The organism is Prevotella sp. RM4 (assembly GCF_000701965.1).
In the GTDB taxonomy this organism is placed as follows: Bacteria; Bacteroidota; Bacteroidia; order Bacteroidales; family Bacteroidaceae; genus Prevotella; species Prevotella ruminicola.
In genome coordinates, this window is sequence record NZ_JNKG01000007.1 from 1,000,270 (window position 1) to 1,011,882 (window position 11,613).

The window sequence follows — 11,613 nt, forward strand, 5'->3', positions numbered from 1 at the left end:
AACAACATTTTGGGTTTATACGCAAAGGATTTTCCCTAATTAGGTAGAGGAAATTCCCTAAAAGTATTTTTAAGAAAGAAAAAATTCGTATCTTTGCCCCCAGTATGAAGAAATTCTGGTCTATATTATTAATAATGTGTAGCCCTTTGGCTATAAGCGCTCAGCAGCATTCGCTTACCGATAGTGTTCAGTATCGGGTTGAGATGCAGGCTACCTTGTCGTCGGGCGATCATGCACCCTTGTGGTTGAATGCCAACAAGTATGGACTTAGTTCGCTGAAAACCACTAATGGCTATGTGCGTGGCGCAATAGAACGAAAGCTCAGTGCTGATGATGGGCGCAAGTGGGGGATTGGATATGGGGCCGATGTGGCTGTGGCAGCCGGTTTCACCAGTACGTTGGTGGTTCAGCAGGCTTATGTCGAAGGTCGCTGGCTGAAGGGAACACTAACTGTCGGTGCCAAGGAATATCCGATGGAACTGAAGAACCAGGCTCTGAGTTCAGGTTCTCAAACCTTGGGTATCAATGCCCGTCCTGTGCCTCAGGTACGATTGGCGTTGCCTGAATACTGGACTATCCCAGGTACAAATAACTGGTTGGCGCTGAAGGGACATATCGCTTACGGCAAAACCACCGACGATGGTTGGCAAAAGGATTTTGTGGCTCCGCAGAACCGATATACCGAAGGCACGCTCTACCATAGTAAGGCAGGATATCTGAAGATTGGTCCAGGCAACTTTACTGCCGAGTTAGGCTTAGAAATGGCCTGCCAGTTTGGTGGTACCTCGCATCTGTTTGAGAATGGCGTAGAAAAGGTGTATGACAATGATGGCGGTTTAAAAGCCTTTAAGAATGCTTTTATTCCAGGCGGAACTGATGCTACCGATGGCAATTTTAAGAATGCCGAAGGTAACCAGTTGGGTTCGTGGGTAGCACGTTTTAGTTACGATCAGCCCACCTGGAATCTGGCTGTATATGCCGATCAGTTTTTCGAGGATAACTCTATGATGTTTCATGTAAACAAGAGTGGCAACAAGTACTTCTGGTACGACTTTAAGGATTGGCTGTTAGGTGCCGAACTGAAACTGAAGGATAATGCTTGGCTCAACATTATTGTTGTAGAGTATCTGTACACCAAGTATCAGGCTGGCCCGGTTTATCATGATAAGACCAGTCATGTAGGCTATCAGATAAGTGGGCGCGACAATTACTACAATCACCATCTCTATACCGGTTGGCAGCATTGGGGACAGGTGATGGGTAATCCGCTTTATGTATCTCCGCTGTATAATGCCGATGGACATATTGAGGTAGAGCATAACCGCTTTGTGGCTTGGCATTTAGGTTTTAGCGGTTCGCCCTTGCAGCAGTTGAACTATCGCGTGCTGGCTTCATGGCAAAAGAGTTATGGCTCGTATTATTACTTGCCAGTCAACCCCATGGAGAATGTAAGTTGTATGGCTGAGGCTGATTATATGCTAAAGGATGGTTGGAGCATAAAAGGTGCTGTAGCTGCCGACTTCGGTAAATTGCGAGGCGACAACTTCGGCTTCCAACTGTCTGTCGTAAAAACAGGATTGATTAAATAACAGTTTGTAAAGATGAAGCGTTTATTATATATTATAATAGGTGTAACCTTGTTGCTGACCAGCTGTGATAAAGAAGATTCGGCCAACGGACATCTTGATGGCTTTTGGCAGATGAGTTCTTCGCCAGGCATCACTTGGGCTTTTCAGGGACACATTCTGGAACTGCGTGATGTGAAAAAAGTGCATCAGGATATTGTGATGAGTTTTACTCGCGAAGGTGATAAACTGAAGCTGTCGGATCCTTACAGAGTGGATCGCGACTCCGACGATGTTGCCCTCAAGGATGCTGATATGCTCATACCTTATGGCATTAGCAATACCAGTACCGAGTTTCGCATCTCAGAGTTGACCAGTAGCAGAATGGTGCTTGATAATAACACCACACATCTGGAGTTCAGAAAGTTTTAGAACTTCTTGCCAAAGGCTATCTTGAGGAAGGTAAGACACAGGATCTTGCCATCGAGCCACCATGAGCGATGCTTCAGGTAGTCGAGGTCCATCTCTAATCGTTTCAGCATTTTCTCCATCGTATCGGTGTAGCCGTTATAGAGTGTGGCCATCGATGTGATGCCTGGACGTATCTGATAAAGATAGGTGTAGCGTGGATCGTGCTGGATAATCTGGTCGATATAGAATTTTCGTTCAGGACGCGGACCGATAAAGGCCATATCGCCTATGAAGATATTCCATAGCTGAGGCAGTTCGTCGAGATGATGCTCGCGCAGAAACTTGCCTGTTTTAGTAAGGCGCTTGTCTCTGTGCTCACTACACAGTTGTGGCCCCTTGGATTCGGCGTTAACCGTCATGCTGCGAAACTTATAGATAGTAAACGGTCGTCCGAATCGGCCTATACGTTCTTGTTTGAAAATCACTGGACCATCGTGGTCGCGCTTGATAGCAATATAACAAGCTAAAAACAATGGTGAGAATACAATCAGACATATACCTGCGAAAAAGAAATCAATCCATCGCTTGACTTCTTTCTCAAAGGCGTTCATTCCATCATATATGTACGAGTAGTGTTGCTCCATCCAATATTATTTAGTTCCTTAATCTTAATATATAACGTAAAATCTCTCAATTTATTATTTCCGCAGCAAGAAAAGATAGCTTTTTTGTCGCCATTTGTTGGGTATCATTCTTAATAGGGTACGCATCATGATGTTCTGTATCATGGTGACATAGCCGATATGTCCCATTTGGTGTAGCGACTGCTGGAATCTGATTTCCTGACGGATATAAGCCCAGCCTCCACGACGTTTGAAGAAGTCGTTCGACACTCGGAAATAGAGTAGCGACTCTTGCAGATTGTGGAAGTGTGCACCTTGGCTCATCATTCTTACCCAAAGGTCGTAATCCTCAAAAAGCAGACAGTGTCTGTAGTTGCCGGCAGCTTCAACTGCTTGTTTGCGGAACATCACAGTAGGGTGGTTCATAGGATTGCGGCGCTTGCTAAAAGCCACCAGTTGCTGGTGAGTCTCGGGCACCTTACGGATGGTGCACGATTCGTTAATGCTACCGCAGAATTCCTCTGTCCACGAACCCACGATAGCTGTCTCGGGGTGCTGCTCAAGATAGGCAGCTTGCTTAGCCAGACGCTCAGGTTTCATGATGTCATCCGAGTCCATACGTGCCACCAGATGGTTATGGCAATGCTTCAATCCCTCGTTGAGTGCAAGGCCTAAGCCTACATTCGTGGGTAGTTTTACGATGTGGAGTTCCTGATGCTGTTGGGCGAATGATGCTATCACCGCCAAGAGTGGCTCTGTCAGTGGTCCGTCTTCTACCAGCACCACCTCATCAGGCGGCATCGTCTGGGCGAAGATGCTGTCAAGGCTTTGCTGCAGATACGCAGGCTGTTCCTTGCTATATACTGATATGAGAACAGATATCCTATTCATATTTTAATCCAATTATCAGGCACAGGCGAACATACATTCTCTAAATTCATCCAGTTGGCTGGTGCGATGGTTATGCCATCCTGTTGGCTGAGCCATGCGGCCCACCACGAAAAGGATGAGTTGGCGATTATATGATGCCTGCAAAGCGCCATCAGGTGCATATCGTGAATGCTGTTAGCGCCTGTGTTCCAATCTATATAGATGGTGTTTGTGGCGTCGAGTGTTGAGGCCAGATGCTGTTGGCACCAGGCGATGTCGTCAGAAAACACCAGCCATTTTTCGGGCTTAACCTCTTGCTGCATTTTTTTGATGGCGGCAATCACGTAGTTACCATCGGTAGTGCCTTTACGTAAAGGGTCTGTCAGATAGTCGCCACGTCTGATGTGTATGCTACAGCTGTTAGTGTTTGCTGCCAGCTGTGCGGTTGTTTTATTGCGCTCGTCGTCGAATGCGGGGAAAGCGTATGTGCTAAGTATTTCCTCGCGGATATGCTTGAAATACTCCTCGTGCTGCCAGTAACCATCGTAATAAGTACTATCAGGTAGGCTGAGTGCTGAGGGCTCTAACGTAAAGTTGGGCTCCTCCTTCAGCATGGTTTTGCGTACAGGAAGTATTCTGCTACCTATCCGCCAGCATTGGTAGTTAGGGTAGGGATAGGCCAGACTGGCTACTTCTTTCAAAGTGGCCTTTTCATAGGTAACACCAAACACGCTGTCTATCTCAAAACCGCGATGTTTGTGATAGCCGTTAAAGCAATGCAGGTCTAACAGCATGCGCTCCTCTGGGTACTGCTTTTGCAGCGCCTTGTAAAGAGCAAACTGAAACATCTGATTGCCCAGACCGCCTAACACTTTTACTATCCTCATATCCGTCGTAATAATCGTTTGGTTCCTAATATCAAGTGTTCATATAGCCACAGCATCAGGCGTACATCATTGCCATGAGTCTGACAGATGATGGCTTTGTCTTGACTGAATGCCTGCATAATATCCAGTTGCTGGCTAATCTGTCCTGCATGTCCGTGGGTAGATTGTATCTTGCAACGCTTGCAGATAGATACACGCTTACCTTTTAGTAGGTGATAGTACCACTCTAAATCTACTAGCCATTTCAAATCCGGATTAAATGACTGAAGCTGATCGCGCTTAAAAGCGATACAGGCAGTAGGTCCGATGGCATTCTGTAGGAATAGCCATTCGGGATGCTTGCAACATAATTTTCTGGTAAGGTGGGAGAGCCATCTGCTACTTTGCTTGCCACCATTCATCACCTCTATGTCGGCAATCGCCACATCGGCATCAGTCAAAGCCTGGGCCATCAGGCTTAAGTGATTACTGCTTGCCATTGCTTCGTCGTGGTGCATTACTATCACATACTGCCCCTCAGCCTTCGATAAACCGAAGTTCCAATTGTCGGCAGCTCTTCCAGTAGATTTGTGATGAAAGTATTTAATTAATTGATTATCAGTGGATTGGATGTATGTTGGAATATTTTCGTTATCCGAATCATCAGTTACAATCACCTCATAGTCTGCACCCTGTTGATGCAGAACCGACTCAAGTGCCCGCTTCAGCAAAGGCAACTGATTATAGGTTGGTATGATGATGCTGAACTTTTTCATCGTGATTGATTTGATACATACATAAGAGGAATATTGAGAGCGACATGCAATTGTCGAGGCTGCCTCCCCAGAAGAGATCTAAGCTTAATCCTAAGAATAATCCAAGAAATAATTTGTACTCGCTATAGTTTGAGAATTGTCTAAGGGTTTTATAAAGGGCATAAAGGAATATGACCATGATGGGGATTCCAAAACACCACGCAAATAGTAGAATTGTTGATTCGGTAACTCCAGCCACAGCTAAGTTTTGGAAGGTGAATATTGTATGTTCTCTTAGGTTCTGGAAATAGAAACCTATGCCCCAGATCGGACTATCGCTGATATGATCGATTGTGTGTAACCATAATTTCCACCTTAGCATGTTACTCTGACTAATATCTTTTGTAAGATAAGTAAACAGAACAACGAATACAATAAAACAGATATAGAAGCTAATCAGTAATTTGGGCTTTCTGTATAGTTTTAATACGTATAATCCGATAACAGCAGCAAGTATAATGTAATACCTGAATGAGCCTGCCAGAAGCAGGTTTATACACATCATGAACTCAATAAAAAACTTCAACCATTTTGGCTTGATAGGTTCTTGGATGATGCAGCAAAGTGCTAGGAAAGAAATACTGCCAGAGAACAGAGAACTACTCTTTACACCAGGGAATCTGGGTAATATTTCGCCTGGACGTATGGGCGGGAAGTGAGTCCAAGGTAATGAATATCCAGCAGCAAGCAGTATGTTTGAGGTGATATCTGCAAGAAAAATAGCGTAGATAACGTATTTGATGATGGTAATAACCTTTTGTTTGTTGCTTGCACAGGCTAGGATAATGGCGAGAAAATATAGTTGGCCCCACATCATTAGCGACTTGGCGGTTGTATCTCTGAAAATTAAGTGCACTAGACCTACGATAAATGCTGTAACTAAGAATAGTGAGAATGGAGCGCTTTCCTCTACTTGCGTCTGTAGTGATTTAAAAGAGAACATCAGCACAGCCGATAATGCCAAGAATGGCAAGGTTAGTACTGAGTAACCAGCAAACTGGAGTAATACCAAACTTACTCCAAGTAAACCATATTCTATGTGATTACTTATCTTCATGCTGATTGATATGTTTAAGATACAGAGAGAATAGTAAACACTTGATGGCGTACGAAATAAGTACGGCAAGTGCTAAACCAGTAGCTCCTTTATTAATATTCATTTGTGCGCAAACTATCATTATAGTGGCCCATACGAGATTCAATGCAAAGTTCTGCCACATTTTTTCTTTGCTGCAAACGGCCATTTCAATGACGTTGGCAATAGAAGAAAAAACAGTTGATGCGGCTAATAGCATAAGTGGCGTTTGATTGTCAAAGCTGCTTCCGTATAATGGCATAATGTATGGACTGAGTATACTGATGATAACAGCTACAACTACCGATACAATACCTATCAATGCTATATTGGCCAGTAGTGCTTTGCTGAATTTTTTACCATCTGTAGTACTCGAGAGGATAGGAAGCACTATCTGACTAACAGCTGTAGGGATGAACAGAATGATAACTTTCCATTGGTCGGCCGCTTCGAAAATGGCCAATTCGCCGTAGCTTGTTGCTCTAACCACCATAGCCCTGATTATAAAAAATGCAGGGGCTACGGTAAGGGCCGATAGTGTGGCTGGAATGCAATATGAATAAATAAGACGATAGTCTTTTCTTTCAATATGGCTTGTTGACGTAATGCCGTATTTCTTGAAGTCTTTACGAATAGCAATGTGATTGGCTATATACTGCGCTGCTATGCCCAGTCCAAAGCCGATAATAGCACCATGTAAACCATAATACCATGCTCCAAGCACCATCAGTATTGATTCGATGCTACTGCCAATAAGTGTATTGATGGCTATCGATTTAAAGTCCTCCAGCCCTGTAAGCACACCATTCAATGTTGCATTAAGAATTGATGCAAACAAAATGAGTGCTGCTATTTGTATGGCAGTTGAAAGATGTGGTGAATGAAGTACCACTTCTGAAATGGTTTTGGCCATCGGCATTAAGCAAACAGTGAGCACTATGCCGGAACAAAATGCAAAAAGCAGCGACAGACGATAGATGCTATACGAATGGCTCTGGTCAGTTGTTCTATATAAAGAGATGAAGCGTGTGGCGGTAATGCCAATGCCTGCAGAACCTAATACAATAAAGATGCCTACAGTAGATCTGACCATACCGAACTCGCCAAAAATCTCTTTGCCAAGAATTCGTGCGCAAATAATGCCAGCTACTAATACCAGAAATTTACCCAAGGCAGTACCTGTCATCGACCAAAAAGCGCCATAGGCAATACGTTTACCTATGTCGCTGGTTAATACTTGTTGGGACAATTTCTGTATAGTATTCTGCATTATTCTTTTTTACGTTGCCTCATGTAAATAATGCATGCTGGTATGCACAAACCTAGCAGGAATGCTGCAGCCAGTGTGCGGCCTTTCTTTGGGAATACAGGCTTAAGTTTTCCCATTGGGGGCGATACGATGCGCAGATTCTGCGAGTTGTACACCTGGGTAAGACTGTTCTCCTCGCGCTTCTCTAGGAGGTAGATGTAAAGGGCCTCGATGATTTTATGCTGGCGCTCGGCTGGCAGAACTTTTGTTACAGCCGATGGGGCTGCTGATATCTGCTGTTTCAGTTTCTGATCTTCACGATTCACAGCCTTCTGACTTGCACGTAACTGGGCCACACCATGATCCAACGAGTTTACAATAGCCTTGCGCATACTGCCAAGCTGTACATCCAGATCCTTTACCAGTGGGTTGTTATCGCTACTGTTCTCGGCCATCTGGTTGCGTTGCAGTTGCAGCTTGTTGTATTCGTTAATCTGCTTGGCTACATTCTCGTTGTCGGGTAGCAGATTGGCTGGCAATACCTGGTTCGTTCCTTCGGTGTGGTTAACCTGATTGCGCATCTGCTCCATCATATACAACTGGTTGTTAACCTTTACCTGCTGTTCGTAGGTCAAGCTGGCATTGGTCATAAACATCTTGGCAGCCTCCTCGTAGTCGGGCATCAGGTTGCTACCTCTGAACTGAGCGATGTCCTTATCCAGTCCGCTCAACTCCTGCTCAATGTCCTTGATGCGTTCGTTAATAAACTGGGTAGAGATGTCGGCAGCATTCTTCTTGTCGTTCATCCAAGCCTCCTGATACACGTTTATCAGTGTGCTGATAATCAGTTCGGCGCGCTCGGCTATCTGGTCGCGATAGCCTATGTGGATGATGCTGGTCTGATCGTCGGTCAGGTCGATATCCAACTGCTCCATGCAGCGCTCCACCTGATCGTATTTCCTTTCTTTGGTAATGCGAATGGTCATTTCGCCCTTCTCGTCCATCACCTGTTTAAAGTATTTGGTGGCAATCACGCTAACAGGTCCGATAGGCGTTTGGCATACGGTGTTTACCTTGCCTTCTACCTCGCCGCTCAGTTTTTCCTTGTTCTTACGCATCTTGTAGAGCGTAAATGTGCCGTCCTTTCGCAGGTCCATCTTCAGGTAGGCGCCGTCTTTGTCTGTCAGCTTTGGGAAGGTGAGCTTTACTGGCAGCGTTTCCTCCCAAAGGTCGCATTTCATCAGCCCGTCGTAAGCGGCATAGCGTGTGTCCAGACCTAAGCGGTTGATTACTTCCATCAGTAGGGCAGGCGACGACATGATTTCCATCTCATTGCTGACGTTCGATGCGATGTTGATGCCTGCCATTCCGGCCAGCATACCCATGCTGGCTGACATCGATGACAACAAGCCGCCACCACCGTTCTCGTCCTTGATTAGCACAGTGGCGCTACGCTCATATCGTGGGGCGAACATCAGCAGAAACAGGATAGCAGCCACCAATGTGGTTGCCAGCGTGGCAGCAAACCATCGCCAGTGTTTCTTACATTCGTTTATGTATGTTTTTAAGTCCATATCAGCTTGATTATTTAAATAGGAATACGGCTACAGTGGTGAGCACCGATACAATCGACAGCCAGAACGATGCGTTACGTGTCTCGTTGCCGTTGGCAGTCGACTGGCGTGCTCTTACGTTGTTGGCCTTTACGTAGATAATGTCGTTCTGGTGGATATTGAATGCCTCTGAGTTTAACAGCTTCTGTCCGTCGGTAAGGCTCAATACGTAGGTTTTACGTTTGCCGCCATCGGTTCTGATTACCATCACCGAGTCGCGCTTACCATACTGCGACAGGTCGCCAGCCTTGCCCAGCGCCTCCAGCAGCGTTATCTGGTCTTTCTCAATCTTGTAAACACCAGGTTCCTTTACTTCGCCAGTTACTGTGTAGGTCATGTTCTGCAGCTCCACAGTTACGTTGGCATCCTTCAGCTGCTCCTTCTGCAGCTCGCGTTTGATGGTCTGTTCGGCCTCATATCTGGTCAATCCACCCACATGTATCTCGCCAATGACTGGGAAATCAATCGTGCCTTGCGGACTTACGGTATAGGGGGCAATATAGGGATTGCCTGCAGCGTTACCTTGGGTAATCTGGGTGGCCATACTCTTGTTAAACAGGTTGCTCATCAGCGGGTCCTTGCTCTTTACAATCACCGTTAGCTGATCGTTAGGTTGCAGTTTAATGGTTCCGTCGATGGTGATATCCGTCTGCTGACCGTTCTGTAGGTCTTGCAGATAGTTGAAATTGCGTGGCGTCGAGCAGCTTGCCATCACCATAGCCGCGCAAATGGCTATATAAAAACGGGTCTTCATATATCTTATAAAACGTTTCTTACACCTTATTATTATAGAAATCGGCTACAAAAATACTAATTTTTTGCTTAAAAACATGGTTTGTACCAGAAAAAGTGCTATCTTTGCAGCCGAATAGCTAGTGAGCGATTCGAAATTACGACATTTACGTCTTGGGGTTGACTGGATTTGACGGCGAGATGAAATGGTACGTAAGCACGCGGAGGCTTCTTTGGTTCCCTCCATAATCTGAGTCAAGGAAAATTTAATTGGCAACAATGAGTATGCTCTCGCTGCCTAATCGAAGTATAGTAGATTACTGGCTTTATTCCTTTACAAGGTAGAGGAACGAGACGTCGCTCCGAGGATGTTGTTCCGAATCCAAAGATCAAGCGGCGCAGGTTAAATCGGAAATAGTCGTTGCAGGCTCCGATGTAGCGGTGAAATTTTAGGAGATAAGGTTGCGGTTGGTGGCTTGGGTCTTGCCGCAGCTCGAAAATGAAGGCCAAGATAAGCGTGTAGAAAGCGTATGGTTTCCTTGTGCGGACGAGGGTTCGACTCCCTCCAGCTCCACTATGTTACGCCAGAGGGGCCTCACCCTCGTGAGGGTTCTTCGCAAGCGAAGCGACTACGTCGATTACGACTCCCTCCAGCTCCACTATGTTACGCCCTCGCGAGGTCTTACCCTCGTGAGGGCTCTTTATTTTTTTCCTTTAACTAGTAGAACTAATTGCGCGTTAATAATTATTAACAATCGAATTGGTCCAAATTCAGATATTTCTTTTTATATTTGCAGCATCTATTAACTGAAAGATTGAAAACTTGTGATTATAAACGGTTTATGTGCTGATTATGGCAGCCGTTTCTGCCCATGTATTTTGGCGGTGACGGGTGGTTGTGTAGTTTGCAGTCAGGTCAATGGCAAGGCCTTTTGCGACTGTAAGGCCAGTGGTGGTATCTGCATCAAGCAGGAACTGCTCAGAAATGGTGGGAAGGCAAAACCCGGTAGGTTAACGTATGAATGCGAGGTGATATCGGTGATTCATTACGACGGCTTGGTATTTTTAAGGGTGAAGGTTCCTATATCATTAGAGAGGGAGGTGAAACGTCCGGGCGGCTTTGTGTTTGTACGCCGTAAAGATGCGGCTTCCTGGTACGATGTCCCCATCTCCGTACAATTTGAGGAGATGATGGTGGGCAGCATCGGAATGACGCTTCTTTTTCGTGGTGTCAAGACGAACCAGTTCAAGGACTTGGCCGAGGGTGACACGCTACTGCTACGCGGCCCGTTCAACAACGGCCTGTTAGGATTGCAGCATCTGGAAGCGCAACAATCGAGTCGCTGCCTGATACTGACCAAGGGCATTGGTTTATTGCCATCGGTATCCGCAGTCAGATATCTTCAATCCAGGCACAACGAAACAGAATTGTATGTTGACGAAGGAAATTTCTCACCTTCTATCCTGAAGTTCCAGCTCGATCTGTTTGAACTCCCATTTAAGCCTTTGACTCTGCTTGATGACGATGGTGAGCTCAGCACACCTGCCAAGCACGTTATCAGACGGTTCGTGGCCGATGGCGGCAGCCTGATTCATGTCGGTGCTTCGGAATATGTGATACACCAGGTGGCCGCCTATCTGCATTATATCGGCAACCGTCATGTAAAGCTTTCGGCCTGTAACAATGCCAGGATGTGTTGCGGCGAAGGTGTGTGCGGCGCATGCACAGAAACAACTGCCGACAGACGGGTGATTCATCATTGTAAAGAACAAGTAAAAATAAAATAAACGTTA

General features: G+C 45.6%; 11 protein-coding genes and 1 other RNA gene. 4 read left to right on the top strand and 8 right to left on the bottom strand.

All coding sequences use genetic code 11. The features are described 5' to 3' along the window. The first annotated feature begins 104 nt into the window (after positions 1-104). Both T499_RS0105280 and T499_RS0105285 read left to right on the top strand, forming a co-directional pair. Positions 105-1,589, top strand: coding sequence for a capsule assembly Wzi family protein (locus T499_RS0105280; RefSeq protein ID WP_033149993.1), 1,485 nt, complete (start codon positions 105-107; stop codon positions 1,587-1,589). Between the two features lie 12 nt (positions 1,590-1,601). Then, positions 1,602-1,997 carry a lipocalin-like domain-containing protein gene (locus T499_RS0105285; protein WP_013064896.1) on the top strand — a complete coding sequence of 132 codons (396 nt, stop codon included), beginning with the start codon at positions 1,602-1,604 and terminating at the stop codon, positions 1,995-1,997. Here the strand turns inward: T499_RS0105285 and T499_RS0105290 are convergent. The 8 genes from T499_RS0105290 to T499_RS0105325 are packed head-to-tail and all read right to left on the bottom strand — an operon-like array spanning position 1,994 to position 9,841. Continuing rightward, a complete protein-coding gene (locus tag T499_RS0105290) occupies positions 1,994-2,620 on the bottom strand; it encodes a sugar transferase (protein ID WP_013063779.1) in 627 nt (208 codons plus the stop codon). The genes T499_RS0105285 and T499_RS0105290 overlap by 4 nt on opposite strands. Positions 2,621-2,674: 54 nt before the next feature. Then, complete coding sequence (locus T499_RS0105295) at positions 2,675-3,490, bottom strand: glycosyltransferase (RefSeq protein WP_033149994.1); 816 nt, start codon at positions 3,488-3,490, stop codon at positions 2,675-2,677. After that, positions 3,487-4,356 carry an alpha-1,2-fucosyltransferase gene (locus T499_RS0105300; protein ID WP_033149995.1) on the bottom strand — a complete coding sequence of 290 codons (870 nt, stop codon included), beginning with the start codon at positions 4,354-4,356 and terminating at the stop codon, positions 3,487-3,489. Before T499_RS0105300 ends, T499_RS0105295 begins: the two co-directional genes overlap by 4 nt. After that, entirely contained in the window at positions 4,353-5,111 is a 759-nt protein-coding gene (locus tag T499_RS0105305) for a glycosyltransferase family 2 protein (protein WP_033149996.1), read from the bottom strand. The genes T499_RS0105300 and T499_RS0105305 overlap by 4 nt, the downstream gene beginning before the upstream one ends. Then, on the bottom strand, positions 5,077-6,207 hold the full coding sequence (locus tag T499_RS0105310) for a hypothetical protein (protein WP_033149997.1): 1,131 nt from the start codon (positions 6,205-6,207) through the stop codon (positions 5,077-5,079). Before T499_RS0105310 ends, T499_RS0105305 begins: the two co-directional genes overlap by 35 nt. Then, a complete protein-coding gene (locus T499_RS0105315; RefSeq protein WP_084162904.1) occupies positions 6,194-7,495 on the bottom strand; it encodes an oligosaccharide flippase family protein in 1,302 nt (433 codons plus the stop codon). The genes T499_RS0105310 and T499_RS0105315 overlap by 14 nt, the downstream gene beginning before the upstream one ends. After that, the gene (locus T499_RS0105320; protein ID WP_033149998.1) at positions 7,495-9,048 is read right to left on the bottom strand and encodes a GumC family protein; all 1,554 of its coding nucleotides are present in this window, start codon (positions 9,046-9,048) and stop codon (positions 7,495-7,497) included. Before T499_RS0105320 ends, T499_RS0105315 begins: the two co-directional genes overlap by 1 nt. A 10-nt stretch (positions 9,049-9,058) precedes the next feature. After that, positions 9,059-9,841, bottom strand: a complete 783-nt coding sequence (locus T499_RS0105325; protein ID WP_033149999.1) for a polysaccharide biosynthesis/export family protein — start codon at positions 9,839-9,841, stop codon at positions 9,059-9,061. Positions 9,842-9,995: 154 nt separating this feature from the next. Here T499_RS0105325 and ssrA point away from each other — a divergent pair. Continuing rightward, positions 9,996-10,396: a transfer-messenger RNA gene (gene ssrA / locus T499_RS14440) on the top strand. Between the two features lie 248 nt (positions 10,397-10,644). Next, entirely contained in the window at positions 10,645-11,607 is a 963-nt protein-coding gene (locus tag T499_RS0105330) for a sulfide/dihydroorotate dehydrogenase-like FAD/NAD-binding protein (protein WP_033150000.1), read from the top strand. The last annotated feature ends 6 nt before the right edge of the window (positions 11,608-11,613 follow it).

Bases quoted from the DNA above. Each gene is read 5' to 3' on its own strand.
- T499_RS0105295 (WP_033149994.1), bottom strand. From the start codon at position 3,490: ATGAATAGGATATCTGTTCTCATATCAGTATATAGCAAGGAACAGCCT.
- T499_RS0105315 (WP_084162904.1), bottom strand. From the start codon at position 7,495: ATGCAGAATACTATACAGAAATTGTCCCAACAAGTATTAACCAGCGAC.
- T499_RS0105300 (WP_033149995.1), bottom strand. From the start codon at position 4,356: ATGAGGATAGTAAAAGTGTTAGGCGGTCTGGGCAATCAGATGTTTCAG.
- T499_RS0105310 (WP_033149997.1), bottom strand. From the start codon at position 6,207: ATGAAGATAAGTAATCACATAGAATATGGTTTACTTGGAGTAAGTTTG.
- T499_RS0105290 (WP_013063779.1), bottom strand. From the start codon at position 2,620: ATGGAGCAACACTACTCGTACATATATGATGGAATGAACGCCTTTGAG.
- T499_RS0105305 (WP_033149996.1), bottom strand. From the start codon at position 5,111: ATGAAAAAGTTCAGCATCATCATACCAACCTATAATCAGTTGCCTTTG.
- T499_RS0105280 (WP_033149993.1), top strand. From the start codon at position 105: ATGAAGAAATTCTGGTCTATATTATTAATAATGTGTAGCCCTTTGGCT.
- T499_RS0105325 (WP_033149999.1), bottom strand. From the start codon at position 9,841: ATGAAGACCCGTTTTTATATAGCCATTTGCGCGGCTATGGTGATGGCA.
- T499_RS0105285 (WP_013064896.1), top strand. From the start codon at position 1,602: ATGAAGCGTTTATTATATATTATAATAGGTGTAACCTTGTTGCTGACC.
- T499_RS0105320 (WP_033149998.1), bottom strand. From the start codon at position 9,048: ATGGACTTAAAAACATACATAAACGAATGTAAGAAACACTGGCGATGG.